The organism is Alteromonas sp. ABV2_168 (genome assembly GCF_056161165.1).
In genome coordinates this window covers 286,695-306,350 of the sequence record NZ_JBSWYQ010000002.1, presented here as the reverse complement: position 1 = coordinate 306,350, position 19,656 = coordinate 286,695, and the positions used below count along the sequence as shown (strand labels likewise).

23 protein-coding genes are annotated in these 19,656 nt (G+C 50.3%); 17 read left to right on the top strand and 6 right to left on the bottom strand.

Annotation, left to right across the window (positions count from 1 at the left end; genetic code table 11):
- Nucleotide 1: 1 nt before the first annotated feature.
- Nucleotides 2-265 carry a hypothetical protein gene (locus ACXAH4_RS04270; protein ID WP_474843915.1) on the bottom strand — a complete coding sequence of 88 codons (264 nt, stop codon included), beginning with the start codon at nt 263-265 and terminating at the stop codon, nt 2-4.
- A gap of 202 nt (nt 266-467) precedes the next feature.
- Here ACXAH4_RS04270 and ACXAH4_RS04265 point away from each other — a divergent pair, with 202 nt between their 5' ends.
- The 8 genes from ACXAH4_RS04265 (at nt 468) to ACXAH4_RS04230 (ending at nt 4,075) form a co-directional block, all read left to right on the top strand.
- Nucleotides 468-1,670 (top strand): putative manganese transporter, encoded by a 1,203-nt coding sequence (locus ACXAH4_RS04265; protein ID WP_474880881.1) that lies wholly within the window; start codon nt 468-470, stop codon nt 1,668-1,670.
- 138 nt (nt 1,671-1,808) lie between these two features.
- Nucleotides 1,809-2,162, top strand: coding sequence for a hypothetical protein (locus tag ACXAH4_RS04260; protein ID WP_119499646.1), 354 nt, complete (start codon nt 1,809-1,811; stop codon nt 2,160-2,162).
- A gap of 10 nt (nt 2,163-2,172) precedes the next feature.
- A complete protein-coding gene (locus ACXAH4_RS04255; protein ID WP_474880880.1) occupies nt 2,173-2,619 on the top strand; it encodes a hypothetical protein in 447 nt (148 codons plus the stop codon).
- Between the two features lie 18 nt (nt 2,620-2,637).
- A complete protein-coding gene (locus ACXAH4_RS04250) occupies nt 2,638-2,850 on the top strand; it encodes a hypothetical protein (protein WP_474843909.1) in 213 nt (70 codons plus the stop codon).
- A 2-nt stretch (nt 2,851-2,852) separates the two neighbouring features.
- On the top strand, nt 2,853-3,335 hold the full coding sequence (sodN, locus tag ACXAH4_RS04245; RefSeq protein ID WP_474880878.1) for a superoxide dismutase, Ni: 483 nt from the start codon (nt 2,853-2,855) through the stop codon (nt 3,333-3,335).
- Nucleotides 3,335-3,619, top strand: a complete 285-nt coding sequence (locus tag ACXAH4_RS04240; protein WP_474843905.1) for a S26 family signal peptidase — start codon at nt 3,335-3,337, stop codon at nt 3,617-3,619. The genes sodN and ACXAH4_RS04240 overlap by 1 nt, the downstream gene beginning before the upstream one ends.
- A gap of 23 nt (nt 3,620-3,642) precedes the next feature.
- The gene (locus tag ACXAH4_RS04235) at nt 3,643-3,825 is read left to right on the top strand and encodes a DUF4160 domain-containing protein (protein ID WP_474881085.1); all 183 of its coding nucleotides are present in this window, start codon (nt 3,643-3,645) and stop codon (nt 3,823-3,825) included.
- 4 nt (nt 3,826-3,829) lie between these two features.
- Complete coding sequence (locus ACXAH4_RS04230; RefSeq protein ID WP_474843903.1) at nt 3,830-4,075, top strand: DUF2442 domain-containing protein; 246 nt, start codon at nt 3,830-3,832, stop codon at nt 4,073-4,075.
- Between the two features lie 43 nt (nt 4,076-4,118).
- Here ACXAH4_RS04230 and ACXAH4_RS04225 read toward each other — a convergent pair whose 3' ends face one another.
- Nucleotides 4,119-5,501, bottom strand: coding sequence for a class II fumarate hydratase (locus tag ACXAH4_RS04225; RefSeq protein WP_474880876.1), 1,383 nt, complete (start codon nt 5,499-5,501; stop codon nt 4,119-4,121).
- A gap of 10 nt (nt 5,502-5,511) precedes the next feature.
- On the bottom strand, nt 5,512-5,847 hold the full coding sequence (locus ACXAH4_RS04220; RefSeq protein WP_303573418.1) for a hypothetical protein: 336 nt from the start codon (nt 5,845-5,847) through the stop codon (nt 5,512-5,514).
- Between the two features lie 141 nt (nt 5,848-5,988).
- Between ACXAH4_RS04220 and azu the strand changes: the two genes are divergently transcribed.
- The 8 genes from azu (at nt 5,989) to ACXAH4_RS04180 (ending at nt 13,476) form a co-directional block, all read left to right on the top strand.
- Complete coding sequence (gene azu, locus ACXAH4_RS04215) at nt 5,989-6,432, top strand: azurin (RefSeq protein WP_119499654.1); 444 nt, start codon at nt 5,989-5,991, stop codon at nt 6,430-6,432.
- A 155-nt stretch (nt 6,433-6,587) separates the two neighbouring features.
- Nucleotides 6,588-7,487 carry a LysR family transcriptional regulator gene (locus ACXAH4_RS04210; protein ID WP_474843899.1) on the top strand — a complete coding sequence of 300 codons (900 nt, stop codon included), beginning with the start codon at nt 6,588-6,590 and terminating at the stop codon, nt 7,485-7,487.
- Nucleotides 7,488-7,578: 91 nt separating this feature from the next.
- The gene (locus tag ACXAH4_RS04205; protein WP_474849173.1) at nt 7,579-8,808 is read left to right on the top strand and encodes an amidohydrolase family protein; all 1,230 of its coding nucleotides are present in this window, start codon (nt 7,579-7,581) and stop codon (nt 8,806-8,808) included.
- A gap of 21 nt (nt 8,809-8,829) precedes the next feature.
- Complete coding sequence (gene mhpA, locus ACXAH4_RS04200) at nt 8,830-10,422, top strand: bifunctional 3-(3-hydroxy-phenyl)propionate/3-hydroxycinnamic acid hydroxylase MhpA (protein ID WP_474880874.1); 1,593 nt, start codon at nt 8,830-8,832, stop codon at nt 10,420-10,422.
- Nucleotides 10,419-10,850 (top strand): GlcG/HbpS family heme-binding protein, encoded by a 432-nt coding sequence (locus ACXAH4_RS04195; RefSeq protein ID WP_474880872.1) that lies wholly within the window; start codon nt 10,419-10,421, stop codon nt 10,848-10,850. The genes mhpA and ACXAH4_RS04195 overlap by 4 nt, the downstream gene beginning before the upstream one ends.
- Entirely contained in the window at nt 10,847-11,734 is an 888-nt protein-coding gene (locus tag ACXAH4_RS04190) for a VOC family protein (protein WP_474880870.1), read from the top strand. Before ACXAH4_RS04195 ends, ACXAH4_RS04190 begins: the two co-directional genes overlap by 4 nt.
- Before the next feature lie 21 nt (nt 11,735-11,755).
- On the top strand, nt 11,756-12,580 hold the full coding sequence (locus ACXAH4_RS04185; RefSeq protein ID WP_474880869.1) for a fumarylacetoacetate hydrolase family protein: 825 nt from the start codon (nt 11,756-11,758) through the stop codon (nt 12,578-12,580).
- Between the two features lie 29 nt (nt 12,581-12,609).
- On the top strand, nt 12,610-13,476 hold the full coding sequence (locus tag ACXAH4_RS04180; protein ID WP_474880868.1) for an alpha/beta hydrolase: 867 nt from the start codon (nt 12,610-12,612) through the stop codon (nt 13,474-13,476).
- A gap of 65 nt (nt 13,477-13,541) precedes the next feature.
- Here the strand turns inward: ACXAH4_RS04180 and ACXAH4_RS04175 are convergent, their stop codons facing one another.
- Both ACXAH4_RS04175 and ACXAH4_RS04170 read right to left on the bottom strand, forming a co-directional pair.
- Nucleotides 13,542-14,156, bottom strand: coding sequence for a glutathione S-transferase family protein (locus ACXAH4_RS04175; RefSeq protein WP_474880866.1), 615 nt, complete (start codon nt 14,154-14,156; stop codon nt 13,542-13,544).
- A gap of 6 nt (nt 14,157-14,162) precedes the next feature.
- The gene (locus ACXAH4_RS04170) at nt 14,163-15,479 is read right to left on the bottom strand and encodes a glycoside hydrolase family 1 protein (protein ID WP_474880865.1); all 1,317 of its coding nucleotides are present in this window, start codon (nt 15,477-15,479) and stop codon (nt 14,163-14,165) included.
- 259 nt (nt 15,480-15,738) lie between these two features.
- Between ACXAH4_RS04170 and ACXAH4_RS04165 the strand changes: the two genes are divergently transcribed.
- Complete coding sequence (locus ACXAH4_RS04165) at nt 15,739-16,221, top strand: hypothetical protein (RefSeq protein WP_474880863.1); 483 nt, start codon at nt 15,739-15,741, stop codon at nt 16,219-16,221.
- A 77-nt stretch (nt 16,222-16,298) separates the two neighbouring features.
- On the opposite strand, the gene ACXAH4_RS04160 is transcribed toward ACXAH4_RS04165, so the two are convergent.
- Nucleotides 16,299-19,637: a glycosyl hydrolase gene (locus ACXAH4_RS04160; protein WP_474880862.1), complete on the bottom strand. Its 3,339-nt coding sequence runs from the start codon at nt 19,635-19,637 to the stop codon at nt 16,299-16,301.
- Nucleotides 19,638-19,656 lie beyond the last annotated feature (19 nt).

Sequence of the window (19,656 nt, the reverse complement as noted above, 5' to 3'; positions counted from 1 at the left end):
ATCACGTTACCTTTCCCGCTTTAAATAACGTCATAACAGGCACAATGACGGACAGCACCGCCAGCAGAAGAGCCCAGGTAAATATGGCTGCGGCGACAGTCATGATTTGTAACCAGATCACCAGGGAAGCGCCGAGGAAAATATAGCCGGCGTACCTGAAAGCGGGACCTCCCTGCGAAGACGCAAACCGCTGGTTTTTATTGGAAAAGTACAGTAAGGCCATTCCCGCCAGCGCAGTGAGAAAGGCAACTAAGGAGAAAAGCATGAATGTCGGTCCCTGAAATCTTATGCAAAATAAACTAAAGCCTAATTTGTAATGATAATGATTTTCACTCATCTAGTACAGGTTGAATTCATGCTAATGATAATGATTTTTATTTGAGTTTTATCTCAGCTGATCCTATGATTCTATTCAGGGGTAATCCATATCAATGGGTTAAATTGCGGGCAGGCTTTTGAGAAGCAAAATGAATGAATCTGTTTCTACAATGCAAACGATGCGTATTGCACTGAAATCACACGGTTGGCTTGTGAACAAGCGTCTGTTTCTGCCTGTTATTCTGCTTTCTTTTTTATGGTGGCCTTTCAGCCGTGAGACGACTCAGCAGGTTCTTGCTGACGCGTTCTTTCAGGTGGGGGCTTTTGTTTACGCATCTCTGGCGTTGTATTATCTGTGTACATTACGGGTGCCCGCAGAGACCATCAGCCGGTTCATTGCCCGCCATCCGTTTTATGAAGTCTTCATTGCCGCTTTTCTGGGAGCTTTACCCGGCTGCGGTGGCGCAATCATTGTTGTTACTCAATACACAAGAGGAGTAGCAAGCTTCGGTTCCGTTGTGGCGGTGCTCACCAGTACAATGGGGGATGCGGCATTTTTACTGTTGGCGCGGCAGCCGGCAGATGGTCTCACAGTGATGGCCGTCGGCATGGTGGTGGGGTCACTTACCGGAATCATTGTGAACCGTTTTCACAACTACCGGCCTAAACTTATTGAAGATGAGTTCAGCAGTCCTCAGGACGACAGTCACACTTCTGCGACCATGAGAGTAAGCAAAGCACTGACCGGCCTGGCAACACGTTTCTGGCTGGTGATCAGTATTCCTGTACTGCTTATCGCCATGGCTTTGGCTCTGCAAATTAGTCCTGCTGACTATTTACCTGTTTCTGAGCAACAGCTTACCCTGTCAGGCGCTGTTCTCGCAATCGTGAGTGTTACGCTTTGGGCTACGGGAAGTGTGGGTACGGGGTATTCCTCATTAACCAGTGAAGATCCGGGGTCACAGCCACCAGACTGGAAACGAAAGGCTGCCCTGGACACTCAGTTCGTGCTGGTGTGGGTGATCATGGCGTTCATGCTTTTTGAGATCAGTATGCTGGTCTTCGGTGTAGATTTAGTCGATGTATTTCAGTCTATGGGAGCAAGTGCCGTGGCACTGGCTATTCTCATCGGCTTCTTACCCGGTTGTGGTCCGCAAATACTTGTTACCACGCTGTACCTCAATGGCGCACTGCCGTTTTCTGCGCAACTGGGTAACGCAATCAGTAACGACGGAGACGCGCTGTTTCCTGCTATTGCGCTTTCACCCCGCGCAGCGCTATTGGCAACGCTCTATTCTGGCATTCCGGCCTTCCTGGTTGGTTTCGGATATTACTTCCTGTTTGAGCTCTGATCCCAGGCGCTCAGGAGGGGTGCAAAATTTACCATCAAATAATAACAATTATCATTTGCATTATTATCCATTCACATCTAAGGTAGACTTAAGAAAACGGGAAATCACCTAATCTTGTTCACCGTAGAGGATGTCATTATGGATATTACCTTCCTGTGTCCAAAACACACTGAATGGGTGTACAGCCACCCGGAACAGGCTGTCCACTTTCTGGCAAGAGATGAATATCAGGGCTCAATGTTATATGCCGACGGCCAGTACAGAGAGGCCATTGCCTATCTTGGGTGTGCGTTTGATATTGCAGCCATTTTGCTGGAAGTCGACGGGGGAGATAATGACGCTATGCGACTGAAGCTGGAGTCGCTCGGTGACTTACTTAGCGATGCATATTTCAAGCTCGGATTAGTTCATTATAAGAGCGCCATTGAAATACGGGCTGCCGGATTGCTTTCAACTATGCCTTATTACAATGTGGCGGTGCTGCATGCCTGATGGCGAGGTTATGAATAAGGAATGTCATGCTCATTACGTTATCTGGGAGCGTGTCATTAAAGACGGAAACAGAGACTTTGACGCGGATGTTTTCGAAGGCGCGCGGCTTAAGTATTTACGCGCAGTCGAATTAGCCGTTGCCATGGTCGAAAGCGAACCCAGCATCCGGCCTACCATCGGTGCATTGCTGGTGAGTTATCACAATCTGGCCGATCTTTACGAGCGGCACGGCTATCCGCTCTTTGCGTTGAATTCGCTGACCAGCGTGTTTCAGCATGTTGAATATCTTCAAAGGGCGAATCCTGCAGAAACAGCGCCCGTCTGGGGCAAGCGCATTGCCTCAGAACAACTCTACCTGTTTAAAAAGCGACACGGCGAAGCGGAAGAATTTCAGAGACCTGCTTTCATCGCCATAAAACCTGACGACATCAGTACCCACCAAAGGTCTCTACATTAATTAACAAGGAGCATCCGCATGTTAAGACACCTGTCTTTTAAGCTTCAACTGGCGTTATCGCTGGTTCTGTTCAGCCCTTTTTTATGGGCACACCCCGGCCATGATCACGCCCACTGGACGAGTACAGTTCTTCATGTTCTGTTTTATGCTTCCATTGCCGCAGCGGCCGCAGCATGTGCCTTTGCGATTTACAAAGTCGTCAAGCGCCAGTCGTTAACGCAGGGAGATTAATCATGTTCCATAAGTTGCTTGAAAAAGTGGATGCTCTGGTCAATTTTGAGCGCGCCAGTGCCCACTGTGATATTCCCTGCAAAATTTATGATCCCGTCAGCGCACAGCTGGCTGCGCTGAGTGTTATCCGCTTTGCTGATCTGATTGAAGAGTTAAACGGTGAAAATCCGGCTCAGCTTGTTCGACTTGTACGTGAAAAAGAAATACATGCGGAAAAGGTAAAACAGGAAATCAGAGTGATCTGGGGTGACTATTTTAAAGCACCACAAATTGAAAAATTTCCTGATGTTCATGAACTGGCACACAAAATCATGATGGCCGGTTCTGCCTGTAAGCAACATACCAGTCGCGACAAAGGTGTGGAGCTGCTTAATCTGGTCAATCAGTTTGCGGAATACTTCTGGGCTTCCAAAGATATTGCAACCTACACAGCTACGTGCCCGTATCCGCCTGCAGAGCAAGTGGTCTATCCTAAACTTTCCTGATGCTGAAACTTCTCGTCGTCGATGGCCGCAGCATGGAGCCGGCACTGAGTGCCGGTACGTTCGTGCTGGTGCGCCATCTTTTCTGGCGACTCCCCCGCATTAACGACATTGTCGCTTTTCGTTGTCAGTCCCGCGGCCTGCTTATCAAAAGGGTTATTTCTGTGGAACCTGAACTCGGGCTCTATCTCGGTGGCGACAATATTGCTGAATCAATCACTTCTGAACAAATAGGCTGGGTAAAACCGGCAGATATCATTGGCAAAGTTCTGTGGCGCAGCCGCTGAGTATTGCTGTACGAAAGGATTAAATAAGGACAGGTTTAACAGAAATCCCTTTTGCGTTTGACGGTACTATAATAAGTGGCAAGTTGCCGGTTCGTGCGGTAAATATAATTAACGAGTGGATTTCCGCTCACCGGGTGGAGTTACTTGAAAACTGGCACCGGGCACAGTGTGGTAAGCCGCTCAATAAAATCAAACCGCTGGAGTAACGTTATGCTTCATGTAGTAAGTGCGAAATATCTGGAAGATTTTAAATTGTGGGTATGTTTTAACGACGGAACTGCAGGAGAAGTGGATCTTCGGGGAAAGCTTAGTGGTCCGGTTTTCGATCCCCTAAAGCAAGAAGCCTATTTCGCAAAAGTATTTGTCGATCAGGAATTGGAAACCGTTGCCTGGCCCAACGGAGCAGATTTGGCTCCCGAGTTTCTTAAAGACAACCTTGCTCAGGTTCCATCCTGACCACAGCTTTAATAGACAGCGCCCGTAACGGGCGCTGTGCATTTTATTCTCCGGTATTTTCTGTCAGCTTCATCGGATCCATAAGCTTCATCAGTTCCTCGCGGGGAATGTCTGTCATTTCCTCAGCGACATCTACCACAGGACGCTGCTCTTTGTATGCCTTCTTGGCAATTTCTGCGGCGTTGGCGTAACCGATGACCGGGTTCAGAGCGGTCACCAGAATCGGATTGCGGTGCAGGGCTTTTTCCAGCGTTTCCTGATTTACTGTGAAACCGGCGATGGCTTTGTCAGCCAGAATGGTGGCGCTGTTTGCGATGAGTGTCAGGCTGTTCAGCAGGTTGGACGCAATCACAGGCAGCATCACATTCAGTTCGAAATTACCTGATTGGCCACCAATGGTGATTGCCGCATCGTTGCCAATGACCTGTGCTGCCGCCATTGCAACAGCTTCCGGAATAACCGGGTTAACTTTGCCCGGCATGATAGATGAGCCCGGTTGCAGAGCAGGCAACGCGATTTCACCCAGTCCGGCCAGCGGGCCTGAGTTCATCCAGCGCAGATCGTTGGCTATTTTCATCATTGTCACGGCGGTGGCCTTCAACTGGCCTGAAAGTGAAACGGCGGTGTCCTGGGAGCCAATCAGCGCGAAGAAGTTGTCGCCGGGTTGAAAGTCAATATCCGTAAGAGCAGACAATTCACGGTTAAATGCAAAAGAAAAATCGGGATGAGCATTCACACCGGTACCTACCGCAGTTCCGCCCAGAGCAAGGGTTTGCAGGGCAGGCTGCAGGTTCTGAATTGCATTGATTTGCGCGTCAATCTGCGCTTTCCAGCCACCCAGGCTCTGATCCATGCGAACCGGCATGGCATCCATCAGGTGAGTTCTGCCGGTTTTACAATAACCCTTCAGGGTTTGCGCTTTTTCACCGATGGTTTCTGACAGATGCGTCAGCGCCGGAAGCAATACGCGGTGTACCTGAATTGCTGCGCTGACGTGGATAGAGGTAGGGATCACATCGTTGCTGCTCTGACCATAATTCACGTGGTCGTTGGGGTGCACATTAACACTGCCGGCCTTATTCGCCAGAGTGGCAATCACTTCGTTGGCATTCATGTTAGAGCTGGTGCCGGAACCGGTCTGAAACACATCCACCGGGAAATGCTGCATCATCTGATCATCGTTCAGCAAAGTATCACAGGCTTTAACGATGTTGTGGCTGGTGGATGCGTTTATACAGTCTAAAGATAAGTTTGCTTTGGCGGCGGCTTTTTTAATGGTCACCAGCGCTTCAATAAAAGGGCGGGGCATTGGCTGGCCGCTCACCGGAAAATTATTTACTGCCCGTTGAGTCTGCGCGCCGTAAAGTGCTTTTGCAGGTACCTCAAGTTCACCCATACTGTCTTTTTCGATACGATATTCTGACATGTTGTGTCCTTCACAAAAAATATTGAGCCAGGATGTTCAATTCCCGCCGGAACTGACGGATTAACTGGTCTTCGTCGTCGCAGGTCACCATACGTTGTGCTGCTAACAACGGCCGGTATATCTGGTTAAGGCAGTGGTGCCGCCAGTGCGTCACCACAAAACAGTCGCATACGGTGTCGAGTAACAACCTGGCTGCGTGGATGTACAAACTCACTTTCTCATACGTGGAAAGCAATAAAGAAGATGCATGTTCAATGCGGCGCAAGTAGGTATCGACAAGCAGGGGGCTGTCCGGCTCGTCGCCTTTGCGGATATGACTCTCCAGTTCCAGTAAACCTTTTTGCATAACAAAACCGTACACATAACCAAACAAATTCATTAAATCATAAATGATAATTGTTTTCATTATCATTTTGTTGTGATGCCAGATCTATACAAAAAAGTTAATGTCTGGTAAAACGTAATTGATTAATACAATGGGAAATAAATGATGAAAAAAACGATTGTTGCGATCTCAGTTTTGTTTAGTGGCTTCGCTTTTGGCGAAGAATGTGCGACCACTATCGACAGCACTGATATGATGCAATTCAATAAATCTGAAATGACAGTACCAGCTTCTTGCGACAGCTACACAGTAACGCTGAAGCACACGGGTACATTGCCTAAAGAAGTCATGGGTCACAACTGGGTTTTATCTAAAACTGCAGATGCCCAGGCAGTTGCCGGAGACGGTGTTGCTGCTGGTCTGGCAAACAACTACGTTAAAGCAGGTGACGAGCGTGTTATCGCAATGACCGATGTAATCGGTGGTGGCGAAGAAACAGCCGTTACTTTTGATGTTAAGGCTCTGGCAGCAGGCGAAGACTACACGTTCTTCTGCTCGTTCCCCGGCCACATCGGCGTAATGAAAGGCACGCTTACTGTTAAGTAATCGTCCTGATTGTTGAGAGGAAGGCCACGGTGGCAGCACCGTGGCCTTTTTCATTACCGTTGTTTTTTTAAGCGTGATCGCCGACACTACATCTATTGCTTTTTATTGCCTGAATATAAAAAAGTATAAGTGCACTTAATGCATAGGAGTGAGTCATGCGTATCGATCCCCGCACATTGCGTCTTTTCCTGGCGGTTTGCCGGGAGGGCACCATCAGTGGTGCTGCCCGGGCGGAGCACCTTTCCCAACCATCCGTTTCCGTAGCGATTAATCAGCTGGAACGTGTTCTTGCAACCAAGCTTTTTGAACGTAACCGGCAGGGAATTCTGCTCACCCCGGCAGGGGAAGCCTTGAAGATAAAAGCGCAGGCGGTAGACAGCCTGCTGATCTCTGCGCAGGAAGAAATCAAACTGCTGGCGGAAGATATCGGCGGTCCCCTGAATATTGGCGGAACACCAGGCGCGCTGGCGTCTGTGATGGGGAAGGTGATTAACAGTTTCAGCGAGCAATATCCGAAATTTAATCTGCGAATTATTGAGTGTCACGACGCTAAAGCCCAGCGTCTGCTGAAAAGTTACGAACTGGATGTGGCCATTCTGACGTCAGGTATGACGGACTCGCCGGAAGATTTCTGTGAACTGCCGGTGATGACTGATCCGTTTTCGATTATCGTCGGGCAGGCGAATAAAGATCTTCCCGATATGATGAATCTGAAGCAACTGGCAGCAGCGCGCTGGGTATTACCAGACAAGGTTGGCGGGTTTCGCAGGCAAATTGATGCCTTGTTTATCAACAGTAATGCAGCACTGCCGGGCAATGCTATTTCCTGTGACTCGCTGCTTACTACAAAATCCATTGTGCGCTCGTCAGATTACATCACCATATTGCCTAATGAAGTGGTGAAATCTGAGCTGGAAAACGGCTCTTTACGGGCCATTAAAATTGAAGGAATTGCCTTCCAGCGCAAGGTGGGCCTGTTATGGCTGGCAGAACGAAAGTTACCGGCAATAGCACAGGCATTCATCGACCATACCGTGCAGTGCCTGGATGTATAGTTTTTACCTATATTTAACAAAAAAATAAATATTTGAACAAATAACTGAGAGTGCCAACATAAGCGTATATCCAGAAGAATAGGTGACGCTTATGCGTACAATAATTAATAACGCCAATATCTTCGACGGCAGCGGTAGTGACCTGGTTTCCGGCTCTGTTGCCATTGAAGACAAACGTATTGTTCAAATCAGTGACGCAGCCATTCCTGCTCAGGAAGACGATATTGTTATCGACGCAAAGGGCAAAACGCTCATGCCTGGTATGGTTGAAGCCCATGCTCACCTTACCTGGCCAACGTCGGTGGAAAAATTTGTACCGGGCATGTTCCTTCCCCCTGAGGAACTGGCGCTGACAGCAGCCCGTAATGCCCGTATTCTTCTCGACCATGGCTTTACCAGTGCTTATTCTGCAGGCGCTTTGAGCAAAACCCTGGAAATTTCATTAAATGAACACCTGGTGACCGGTGGATTGCCCGGTCCACGTTTAATTCCTTCCTCTGTAGAGCGCGAGCCGCCCAACGATTCTGAACTCGATCCCGGTCATGTTGAACTGCATTCCCGTGGTCCGGAAGGTGTCAAAGAGTTCGTCAAAGACTGTGCGGATATTGGTGCGAAAGCCATCAAGTTTCTTATTAGCGGCGAAAGCGCACTGAAACCCGGTGCATCGTTGGAGTTGCTGTATACCGAAGAAGAATTAATGGCAGCCGGTGAGCAGGCCAAAGAAAGCAATGTGTGGCTTACCGGTCATGCTCATGCCTGCGATGCGGTGAAATTCGGGATTAAAGCCGGCTTCCGCATTCTGTATCACTGTACCTACGCCGATGATGAAGCCATTGATATGCTGGTGGCGAAGAAAGACGAAATGTTCGTTGCACCTACTATCGGTATTATTCAGGCCACGCTGGATGCAAACCCGCCGCCGCATATGGACATGACCCATATGAAGGAAGATGCTGCCATTGTGCTGTCTAAGCTTAAAGCATTGGTACCTGAGCTGAAAGCGAAAGGTGTAAGAATGCTGCCCGGCGGCGATTACGGATTCCCTTTCAACCCAAACGGCCGCAATGCCCGCGACCTGGAATTATGGGTTGAGCACTTCGGTTATACCCCTGCCGAAACCCTGCACGCAGCCACACAATTAGGTGGTCAGCTGATGGGGATGGGTGACGAGCTTGGTCTGGTAAAAGAAGGTTACCTGGCTGACTTACTGCTGATTGACGGCGACCCCACCAAAGACGTCACCATTATGCAGAACAAGCAAAATATCGCGATGATTATGCAAGAAGGCCGTTTGTACAAAACGCCAGCCCGCGACAGCTAGCCCGCCATAAGGAAATTTACAATGTATGATGTAGCAATTATTGGCTGCGGGCCGGTAGGGGCTCTTGCGGCCAATTTTCTGGGAAAACGGGGGCTTAATGTCGTCGTTCTGGAGAAAGAGGCGAACCCGTATCCGTTACCCCGCGCCGTTCACCTCGACCATGAGATGGTGCGTTTATTCCAGTCTGTCGGCTTACACGACACCATTCTAAAAGATATGCGCGACACCGACGGTCATCTGCATATCGGCGCTGATCACGGTGTCATCCGGTATATGGGCACAGTGGGCAAGCCCCGTCCTTACGGCTGGTCGAATGATTACTTCTTTTATCAGCCTGAGCTGGAAGATCACTTGCGAAATGCGCTGTCCCGTTTCAGCAACGTATCGCTGCGTCTGGGCACGGAATGTATTTCGATCAGTCAGCAGACTGATACCGCCGGTAAACGCAGCGTAACGCTGGAAACCCGCACCGGCGATAAAGCGGAAACTGTTCAGGCCCGCTGGGTCATTGCCTGTGACGGTGCCCGCAGCGTGGTCAGGAAATCGCTGGGTATAAAGCTGGACGATTTGCAGTTTGAAGAGCCCTGGCTGGTGGTGGATGCTGAAGTGGAAGGGGAGATCCAGTTCCCGCCGCTGACCGGTTTACCTGACGATGCCAATATTCAGCAGTTGTCTGTGATGATGTGTGATCCCGAACGTCCGGCGACTGTTGTGCCCGGCAGGGGTAACCACCGCCGCTGGGAATTAATGTTGCTGCCCGGTGAAGATGATCAGGAAATGATGCAGCCGGAAAAAGTCGCAGAGTTACTTGCGCCTTATCTTAACGGCGTTCCGCATAACATTGTGCGGGCTGCGACCTACCGTTTCCACGGCCTCGTGGCGGAACAATGGAAATGCGGCAATGTCTTTTTAGCCGGTGATGCAGCCCATCAGACTCCGCCGTTTTTTGGGCAAGGCATGTGCCATGGTTTCCGTGATGTCGCCAACCTGGCGTGGAAACTGGACCTGGTATCTAAAGGCCTGGCAAATGAATCCCTGCTTAAAACATATCAGCCTGAGCGTGACCCTCATGTGCGGGCTGTTATCTCTGCCGCAGTCGGTGCAGGTCGTTATATCTGCATGCTGGACCGGGAAAAGGCCGCGCAGCGAGATATCGACATACGGGAAAAGGTGAAAAAAGGTGAGTTGCCTACAACGGCCGCCGATCTTATCCCGCCAGTTACAGACGGCATTATTGCAGCAGAGACTTCGCAGGCCGGCCGCCGCTTCATTCAGCCCCGTTTGAATATTAACGGCTCGGAACAGTTATTTGATGATTTAACCCATGGCGACTGGCGACTACTGGTTTCGGGACTGGAAGTGGCGGGCAAAGCGTTAACTCAGGTTAAGAGTATCCTGCCGGACCTGAACATCGAAGTGGTCGATTTAAGCCAGTGGCGCGACCCGCAACTGACCGCCTGGTTTGAAGAAGCCGGTGTGGGAGCGGTACTGCTGCGCCCTGACTACTACGTTTACGGTACAGCCAGTGAATGCTGTGCCTCTCTTTTACAGCAGCTGAAACACCAGCTTGATGGTGCCTGCGCTGCCACTCCACAACAGGAATCCATAGCATGACATTAACATTAGCCCTCGCTGATAAGATCATTGATGGCACCCTGCGTTATGCCAGAGAAAATAACGTGAACCCGCTGGCGGTTGTTGTACTTGATGCCGGTGCGCATCCGGTCGCTTTCAAGCGTGAAGATAAGGCCAGTTTATACCGCTTCGACATCGCCATGGCGAAAGCAAAAGGTGCTCTCGGCATGGGATTCAACACCCGTGGCATTGCAGAGAAAGCGAAGAATAATCCGGTATTTTTTGCCAGTGTCACCGCTATCAGCGGGGTTGAGCTGGCGTTATCACCGGGCGGTAATCTGATTAAAGACAGTCAGGGCAATATCCTTGGTGCTGTGGGAATAAGCGGTGACACCGGTGAAGTCGATGAGCACTGCGCTCTTGCCGGCATAGATGCCGTTGCCGGAGAACTGGAGAGTAAAGCATGAAACTACGCAGTATAGAAATGGTGCTGCCGGAAGCAGATAAAGCCGCAGATTTCCTTGTGAATGTGTGGGGCACCAGACTTGCAGCTGTGCAAAACAACACACATTACATTCGCGGCTCCGGCACATTCCCCTATCTGGTTGCGCTGGAAGAAGGCGACAGCAAGTATGTACGCAGCGTCACCTTTGTGTGTGAAAGCGATGAACTGACTGCCCTGAAAGAACGTGTCGCTCAGTCCGGTTTCCCTTGCCGGCCTGAAGCGTGCACCGATTTAGGCGGTGGTGAGGGCATTGTTGTTGAGCTGCCTGAAGGTGAGTTATTACGTTTTCTGGTGAATGCAGAAGAAGTTGATGCGCTGGACGATCACGATTTGCCGGTAAAACTGACGCATGTGGTATTCAATGCCACCGATGCAGAACGCACGGCTGACATTGTGGAAGAAGTGCTTAACTTCCGCGTGTCAGACCGCACAAAAGGGATGGTATTCGTCCGCTGCAACGATTCCCATCACAGCACGGCTTTTGCCCGCGCAGGGTTCAGCTCTCTGAACCACATTGCATTTGAGATGCAGGATATGGACGCGGTGATGCGCGGTGTCGGCCGGTTGCGTGACGATAATCGCACTCCTGCCTGGGGCCCGGGCCGTCACGGACCGGGTGATAATGTGTTTGCCTATTACATCGCGCCTTTCGGTGCGGTTGTAGAGTTTTCTACCGCCGTTGAGAAAGTGCCGGAAGATTACAAAGTGGGTGCGCCGGAAGACTGGACCTGGCCGGAAAACCGCATCGATCAATGGGGCATGTCTGACAAAGATTTCGCCGGGCTGAAAGTGGCTGAAGAAACATTCCGCTTTCACCGTACATGGCAACCCTCGCCGCTGAATTAACCGACTCAGGAATTTTATTTTATGAAATACGTAAGTTTTACTACTGCCAGTGGCCAACAGGGCTTTGGCCGGCTTGACGGTGATGTGATCACCGATTTATCTGCACAGGCAGCTGATTTAAAAACGGCCATTACTGAAGGCACCCTGACATCGCTGAACAGCGAAACGACGCTCAGCCTGGCTGATGTCACATTAGGTCCGGTTGTGCCGAATCCTGATAAAGTGTTCTGTGTGGGTCATAACTACGAGACTCACAGACAGGAAACAGGCCGCGCTGCCACTGAGCATCCGTCAATTTTCGTGCGCTTTGCAGATTCCCTGTCTGGTCACAATCAGCCCATCGTGATGCCAAAGGTGTCAACGCAGCTGGATTTCGAAGGTGAACTGGCTGTGATCATCGGCAAAGGTGGCCGTTATATTTCTGAGCAGGATGCCATGTCTCACGTTGCCGGCTATGCCTGTTTCAATGATGCGTCTGTACGTGACTGGCAGTGGCATACCCGCCAGTTTACACCGGGCAAAAATTTCCCGACTACCGGTCCCTTCGGTCCTTATATGGTAACGCCGGACGAAGCCGGCGACCTTTCTGAGGTCCAGGTCACTACGCGTCTGAACGACGATATCGTGCAACAACAGCCCATCGGCGATATGATTTTCCCAATCGCAACGGTAATTGCATATATCTCCAGCTTCACACCGCTTAAACCCGGTGACGTGATTGCCAGCGGCACACCGGGCGGTGTTGGCGCGAAACGCAATCCGCCACTGTGGATGAAGCCGGGCGACACGGTGTCGGTGGAAATTGGTCCTATGGGCAAGCTGGTGAATACCATCACCGCTGAATAGTTGTTAAGCATCAGGCAGGAAAATAAACCATGGAAAACACCGCGGTAAGTGAACAAATCCGCCGTCTGGGTCGTGAACTCGGCCCGCCCGTGATGGAAGGTCTGTTGGCCATTCTGGGTGACGAGCAACGTCAGCTGGTGGCAAAACAGCCCGCCAGTGCTGTTGATGTGGCATATGGCGACCACGAGCGTCATGTGCTGGATATTTATGGCGCAGGCAGCCAAAACGGTGTGTCAAAGCCGGTGTTTGCTTTTGTTCACGGTGGCGGTTTTCTGAAAGGTGATAAGGGCGATAGCGAGCGCTGGTATAACGCCTGCGTAGGCCGTATGGCAGCAGAGCAGGGCTGGCTGGGTATCGTCATCAACTATCGCCTTGCCCCTGATTTTACCTGGCCTGCCGGTGGTGAAGACGTTACCCGCGTGGTCAGCTGGCTTAAATCCAATTTAGCTCAGTATGGCGGTGATGCTGATAACATCATACTGTGCGGTACCTCCGCCGGCGCGTGTCATGTGGCGACGTATCTTCAACTGAACCCGGGTAAAGCAGACATCACCGGTGCGGTGTTACTGTCAGGTTTGTACGGTATTACCCCGCTGGATGACCGCGACACCCTGTACTATGGTGATGCAGCCGGATATGACTCACGTAAGCCTTTACCTGCACTTATTTCAACGACTGTGCCCTTATTCATTGCCTGTACAGAGCTCGACCCCGAACGCTTTCAGAAGGAATGCATCGGTTTATTGCAAGAGCGGTTGCAGGTAAATCATATTCTCGACAGAAGCATGCTCCTGTCAGGCCACAATCACTATTCAGTGGCCGGCCATCTGGGTACGTCCGATACCCGTTTGCGGGATGAAATCAGTTCGTTTGTCTCCTCAGTGACAGGTTACTGATATCGTATAAAACGAAAACGGGACGCTAATCAGGCGTCCCGTTTTTATTTCCGGTATACGTTAAGCTAAAGCGCTTTTTCCTTCAGCAGTGCCCGTTTAACCACCGGGCTTGCCAGCATTTGCTGATAGTGCTGAATAACGTATTCAAACTCTGAAAAATCAAAGCCAGCACGTTTCAGCCGGTTTACCGTCCAGAACAGGTAAGCGTCTGTAGCACTCCAGTCGTCACCATACCAGTAAGGCGTGGCTTTCAGCCGCTTCTCTGCGGTTTGATATGCCGGTTTTAACTGCGATGCTGCTACATGTTTTACTGCATCAACGTCAGTTGTCACACCCAGTAAATCAGGCTTGCAATATCGCGTGATCAGCGGGTGAACGAAGCTGGCAAACCAGGCCAGATCGCTCACTGCTTCCACGTTGTTGATGTCAGCGGGCAGTATCCCTGCATCCGGATAGTGTGCGTGCAGAAACAGCAATATGGCCGGGGTTTCTGTAATCACGCCTGTATCTGTCAGCAGAGCCGGTACTTTTCCCTTAGGATTTACAGCTAAATACTCCGCCGTTTTATGGTCGCCTTTAGCAAGATGTACCGCACGCAGGGCATAATTTGTCTGCGCTTTTTCCAGCATAACGATGGATATTTGAGAGCAGGCGCCTGGCGAGGCGCATAGAGTCAGCATGCCGGATTACACACGGTTCTGCTTGAGAATTTTGGAATAAGCCAGCGCGCTGGGCTTTGGCTTCCGCTCAAAGGTTTTTCTGTCCACAGTGTGCAGGCCGAACTTCGGTTCGTAGCCAGAAACCCACTCGAAGTTATCCAGCAGCGTCCAGTGAATGTAACCTTTTACCGGCACGCCCTTATCAATCACACTCTGCAGATGTTTAAGTGAGTTAGAGATAAAGCGTTCACGCTGACTGTCATCATCTGTGCCGATCCCATGTTCAGTAACAATGATTGGCTTGCCCGTTTCCGCGTATGTGTAGGCAACACAGTTGGCCAGAGAAGTTGCGTCTATCCAACTGCCTGAATAGTTCTTCTCAGCATCGTCGGGGGTAGGGACATGACCGTTCTTGTCCCACACTACTCTCTCGTAGTTTTGTACGCCGATGAAGTCAGTCTCTTTAACTTTCAGCCAGTCGCCGTAATTATATTTACGCATCTCATTACGCACAGAATCCGGTCCTGTAGACTGATCATCCAGCATCGCGAGGGTAAAACCCACGTCGAGGTTACTTCGTTCTGCTTTAATGGCCTGACGCGCGGCTTTGTGTCCTTCAATAAGAATAGGGTTCATTACATCTAAATCTTGTAAGCGCGCAGCATTCAGGCCGGTAAAATGCTCTGATTGCGTGGCTTTGCCTGCCGCTGCCAGCATTTTTTCCTGCATATCCCACACGAAAGGCGGGACGCCGAGCACTTTTAGCAGGCGAAGTAAGTTAGGTTCGTTAAAAGTAACTGCGTAGCCAATACCATCAGCCAGCTGTGCGGCAACTTTACTGCAATAGTTGGCGAACAGGGCTGGCGCTTCCGGCTTGGTCCAGCCGCCACGGGCTGCAAACCATATCGGGCTGGCAAAGTGATTAAAGCTTACCAGAGGTACCATGTTGCGCTTGTGGCAGCCGTCGATAATGCGTTTGTAATGGTCAATCATTGCCTGGCTGAACAGGCCCGGTTCCGGCTCAATGCGTGCCCACTCAATGGAAAAACGGTAAGCGCTGAATCCCAGATTGCTGCACAAATCCAAATCGGTTTCCCACAACTCAAAACTGTTACAGGCATCACCGGACTGCTCCTTAAAAAGCGTGGGTTTTACGTTCTCCAGTAACCAGATATCTGAATTAACGTTATTACCTTCAACCTGATGACCCGCACTGGCTGCACCCCATAGAAAATTGTCGGGAAACTGACCGCCAGCCGGTAAAGATGAAGAGGCAGCTTTGGCAAAAAGCGGGGCGCTCATTGTGGCAGAGGCCATGGCAAGGAATTGTCTGCGGTTGATCATGTTACGTCCTGATGTCAAAAATTAATTTCTCAACTGTAAAAATAACGTGAATCAACTTTCAGGAATAATAATCATTTTTGGCGGTTGTATAGTTTGGGTTAATGGTTAAACCTGACACATTCAGCAAGCAGGGCGAACGGTTCGGGGATTTTTTATCTATAGTTTTTATCAATACATGGCATCAAATAAATAATTTGTTCGTATTGAAGAAATTACGTAAGTTACATTTTGTTAAAAACTTGAAAAGGATAATAACAAAATGAGCGATATGACCCTGAACCGCTACAAAAGCCTTGAAACCGTGGTAGGAGCGGTCATCAACGGCTTATTCAGTTTGTTTTTTGTTTTCCTGATCTTTGGCGGGCTGGACGTGGTGCCCATGCAGGGCGACAGCGGTCTGTTCATTGACAGCATTCCTCAGGGGCTGGCAATCGGCTTTATGGGGGCGTTCTTTCCCTCATTTCTTACCCGCAAGCGTATCCGCAACGGCCAGTTGCACATCAATGGACAATCCGGTCACACATCCTGGCTACCGTCTCATCCCGTGCTTCGCGCACTGGTATTTGCTGTTTTTGGTGCGGCACTGTCATTAAGCTTTTTTGCATTGCTCACTTTTGCTGCAAATATCGAAGCCCTCGCTTTCAGTACAGCCGCTGTAGTGAAAACAGTCTGGGGGATTTGTTTGGGGGGGCTTGTTGCTGCCATTACCATTCGCCTGGCCCTGAACGATTACGCACATTGAGTTTAAAAACGTCTTTGCACCCATGTGTCAGTGGTGTTGCCCCGGTGAAGGCCGGGGCTTTTTAAGTTCAAAAACATTTACCACTTCAGCGACACATCGCCCAACAGGCCAGAAGGTCGAAGCGGTGCATCCGGCACGTAGGCGGGCAGGGTGGTGAAGGTGTACTTTTGCTTCACATCCGGCTGGGCGTCACCGATTAAGCGGTTCACCCACAGGTTCGTGATATTCAGCGTTACCGTATTCTCACCGGCTGTCAGGTGGTCCGATACATCTACTTCAAAGGGCGGCTTCCACAGCGTATTCACCACCTGTCCGTTCACTACCACTTCCACCACATCGCGCACATCTTCAATATGCAGCTGTACAGGTTTGCCCCGCATAGCCTTATCGATGTTGAAAGATTGGGTGTAACTGGCGGTGCCGGAGAAGTAACGGATACCGGTGTCGTCAGACTCAGCCCAGTTCCCGGCAGACAAAGTGGCTTTGGCTGGCGCGCCCCGGTCTTTCTGGAAGGTCACCTGCCATTGGTCTTTCAGCGTTTTTGTATTACTGAATGATGAGGCCACTTTATCCACGTTCGCCGGCGAATCACCGAACACCACATATCCAGACTCGTAAGGCGCCAGCGTCTTTTCAATCACGGTGCGCCCGTCTTTTACTGTGCTGTTTAATGCAGTAATGGCACCGGTAACGGCGTTGTAGTGATACGGTTTCTTGTCAGACACATTGAACGACAGGGTGGCCGGCTCTTCACGGTTTTTACGGTTGGTGTAGTAGTAAATTTCTTCGCTGTCTGTCTGACGGTGAACGAAGAACAAGGTGGTATCATTATGCCTACCTGCATAGCGAAAATCCGGTGTGACACCGGCTTCTTTAATACCGCTCTCTACGTCGTCGGCATTGATCACACGGCCTTTACCGGTATTGCCGCTCCACAGTTTATTGGCAAGATCGGTAAACCGGGCGACATCGTCTGCCAGCGACGGGCTGGCCAGTGGTTTTTTGCCGATAACGGTGGCACCATTCGCTACCAGTTCAGCAATGCGTTCAAGAACCGGCAGCGTCATGTATTGCGAGGTGCCGCCAAGATACAACACGGCATAGCGCTGGCCGGAATCTGTGCACAGCTCTGCCCCGCAGTTCTGCAGTAAATCCGTTATGACATCATTGTTCACATAGTCATAAGCATTCTCCAGTGGCACATCTTCAGATGGCTTATCCAGATACAGGGATGTTGGAGGAGCATCTTCACCATAAAAATAGGCCACATCTGCTTTGAAATGACCTTGCTGTAACATGTAGGCATTGCGGCTGATATAAGTTACCCAGGGTTTAGCATAATCAGCCCAGGTCTCCAGGCGGTTAAAGTACTGACCAAACACAAATAAACTCAGACCCGGGCCTTCATCTTTGGGTTGGTGAACCGATGTGTGAATAATGGGGCGGTTTACACCCAGCGCAAATTCCATGTCGATCATGGGCTGCAAATCCCGGGGTGCGAACGCCCAGGGAGAAGAGGCCGATGTCAGTGACTCAGCGGCGACCAGGTTTTGCCCGTACACGTGCGCTACAGAGGCGGCTTCCCGGATGTCCGCCCAGTATTGTGGTTGAGGACCAACCTGGTCATCAGTATCAAAAGACCACATAGCCGCCATCGGAACGTCCGCGTTCCGGCGAATACGCATGCCGTCACCCAGTGTCGGACGGCCGTTCTCAAGTGCTTCAGAATAATGGATAAGGCCAGCTTCTTTTACCCGCTTGCTGATCACCGCATAGTGATTATCTGCCAGCATTTCGCCTAAGGTTAAGCGGTAGTCGTAGAGAAATTTATCGGTTTGTTCAGCGCTGCCAATAACCACACCAACCAGTGCCGGTAACCAGGGGGTTAAGTCGTAACCGCGGCGTTGTTTGAATTCTTCAAACATTTTTGGTGTCCAGTTCGATGCACCGACTTCAATACTGTCATTCAGCAGCGCTTTTACGCCTTCTCCCAATGCATATTGACCGCTGGCATCTTTGTACATGTCGAGGTAGTGATCAATATAGGCACTCACCGCGCTGGCATCGTATTTGTCGACTTCAAGGCCGGTGGCGGCTTCTGTGGCAGGGTGATTCTCTTTACCGGTCAGGCTGTATCCAATGCGGATAATTTTCCACAAGCCTTTTTCCGGGTGCCAGTTAAGTGAACCGTCTGCATTCAGCTTGTCTGTAATGTCAATCACAGCGTCCGCAGGCACACCTTCACCGGTGTGTTGATAAGAAAGCGTGTGATAATCCGGGGCAATACCAAAGCCGGCTTTGTCTTCAAAACGATGCACTCTGGCTTGCGGATAAAAGGCTACTTCCAGCAAATCTACCGGCTCTGATTTTGCTTCTCCGGTAGGTAAATTAAAGCCCGGAGGTGGTGCAGCGCCGGGCGCAGATGACGATGGCAGGGAAAATTTGCCGTTCGGATTACGCGACATCACGATACGCATGAATCGCGCTTTAACTTCCGGAAAACTGATCGTGGTTTGCGCGGTTGTTCCTACAGGAATGGTTGCCACAGGGGCAAACGTTACGCCGTCTTCACTGGCTTGCAGTGTGGGTAAAAAGGGCGCCGGGATAAACATGCCCGGTGGTGGCATGGCAAACGACAGGCTTTGAACGCTTTTTAGCTCACCAAAATCAAAGGTGATTTCAACGTCTTTGTCCGGATGAGACTGTGTTTTGGTCGCGCTGCTGTATGAACCGTCAGACAGTATACCGAGGTCGAGCTCGTCGTCATTGTTGGTTGTTACGGAAACAGGCTGAATGCGCTGTTCATGAACAGGGAAGGCGATAACGGCAATATCTTTGTAGTAAACCGGTGTCTCTTTTTCGGCATGTGTAGGATCAGCAAAAATTTCCTCTGCACCATAGAAATCCTGGAACGCACCCGTATTTTGAGGCGGTTGCGGCACCCGAACGGCTTTTTTCTGTCTGGCGTCAATGGTAATTTCGCTCCACGCCAACTTTTTCATACCGTCAGCAGGCTTTACCCAGGGACCACCGGTTTCACTCCAGCCCGGCGAGGCGGCAATGCCGAATTCAAAATTGTGCTTATTCGCTTCGCCCAGCGCGTATTCAAAAGTGTCTTTCCAGGCCGGTGTCATATATTCCAGTGCAGTATCGACAATTTTAGGCGTCATGAGCTGGGCATCAAAGTTCTGTACACCGCCAATGCCAACCCTATCCATCCAGGCGAGATCTTTTTCAATTCCTTCATGGGTAACGTTACCGTTCATCCAGTGCCACCACACTAAAGGTTTAGCGGATTGGGGCGGGGTGATGAAGTCGTCTTCGAGTGTGGTTGCAGTACTGTTAAATGAAAGCAGAGAAAGGCCCAGCGCCACTTTGGATAATGCGAACAGAAACGGGTTTACGGGTTTGGTCATAAACTTGCCCCTTAAAAAT

Excerpts from the sequence above, each read along its gene's own strand:
- ACXAH4_RS04230 (WP_474843903.1), top strand. The coding sequence starts at position 3,830 with ATGCTTCATGTAGTAAGTGCGAAATATCTGGAAGATTTTAAATTGTGG.
- ACXAH4_RS04270 (WP_474843915.1), bottom strand. The coding sequence starts at position 265 with ATGCTTTTCTCCTTAGTTGCCTTTCTCACTGCGCTGGCGGGAATGGCC.
- ACXAH4_RS04225 (WP_474880876.1), bottom strand. The coding sequence starts at position 5,501 with ATGTCAGAATATCGTATCGAAAAAGACAGTATGGGTGAACTTGAGGTA.
- ACXAH4_RS04255 (WP_474880880.1), top strand. The coding sequence starts at position 2,173 with ATGAATAAGGAATGTCATGCTCATTACGTTATCTGGGAGCGTGTCATT.
- ACXAH4_RS04185 (WP_474880869.1), top strand. The coding sequence starts at position 11,756 with ATGAAATACGTAAGTTTTACTACTGCCAGTGGCCAACAGGGCTTTGGC.
- ACXAH4_RS04265 (WP_474880881.1), top strand. The coding sequence starts at position 468 with ATGAATGAATCTGTTTCTACAATGCAAACGATGCGTATTGCACTGAAA.
- ACXAH4_RS04160 (WP_474880862.1), bottom strand. The coding sequence starts at position 19,637 with ATGACCAAACCCGTAAACCCGTTTCTGTTCGCATTATCCAAAGTGGCG.
- ACXAH4_RS04210 (WP_474843899.1), top strand. The coding sequence starts at position 6,588 with ATGCGTATCGATCCCCGCACATTGCGTCTTTTCCTGGCGGTTTGCCGG.
- ACXAH4_RS04175 (WP_474880866.1), bottom strand. The coding sequence starts at position 14,156 with ATGCTGACTCTATGCGCCTCGCCAGGCGCCTGCTCTCAAATATCCATC.
- ACXAH4_RS04205 (WP_474849173.1), top strand. The coding sequence starts at position 7,579 with ATGCGTACAATAATTAATAACGCCAATATCTTCGACGGCAGCGGTAGT.
- ACXAH4_RS04260 (WP_119499646.1), top strand. The coding sequence starts at position 1,809 with ATGGATATTACCTTCCTGTGTCCAAAACACACTGAATGGGTGTACAGC.
- mhpA (WP_474880874.1), top strand. The coding sequence starts at position 8,830 with ATGTATGATGTAGCAATTATTGGCTGCGGGCCGGTAGGGGCTCTTGCG.
- ACXAH4_RS04170 (WP_474880865.1), bottom strand. The coding sequence starts at position 15,479 with ATGATCAACCGCAGACAATTCCTTGCCATGGCCTCTGCCACAATGAGC.
- ACXAH4_RS04190 (WP_474880870.1), top strand. The coding sequence starts at position 10,847 with ATGAAACTACGCAGTATAGAAATGGTGCTGCCGGAAGCAGATAAAGCC.
- ACXAH4_RS04240 (WP_474843905.1), top strand. The coding sequence starts at position 3,335 with ATGCTGAAACTTCTCGTCGTCGATGGCCGCAGCATGGAGCCGGCACTG.
- ACXAH4_RS04220 (WP_303573418.1), bottom strand. The coding sequence starts at position 5,847 with ATGCAAAAAGGTTTACTGGAACTGGAGAGTCATATCCGCAAAGGCGAC.
- ACXAH4_RS04165 (WP_474880863.1), top strand. The coding sequence starts at position 15,739 with ATGAGCGATATGACCCTGAACCGCTACAAAAGCCTTGAAACCGTGGTA.
- ACXAH4_RS04180 (WP_474880868.1), top strand. The coding sequence starts at position 12,610 with ATGGAAAACACCGCGGTAAGTGAACAAATCCGCCGTCTGGGTCGTGAA.
- ACXAH4_RS04250 (WP_474843909.1), top strand. The coding sequence starts at position 2,638 with ATGTTAAGACACCTGTCTTTTAAGCTTCAACTGGCGTTATCGCTGGTT.
- sodN (WP_474880878.1), top strand. The coding sequence starts at position 2,853 with ATGTTCCATAAGTTGCTTGAAAAAGTGGATGCTCTGGTCAATTTTGAG.
- azu (WP_119499654.1), top strand. The coding sequence starts at position 5,989 with ATGATGAAAAAAACGATTGTTGCGATCTCAGTTTTGTTTAGTGGCTTC.
- ACXAH4_RS04195 (WP_474880872.1), top strand. The coding sequence starts at position 10,419 with ATGACATTAACATTAGCCCTCGCTGATAAGATCATTGATGGCACCCTG.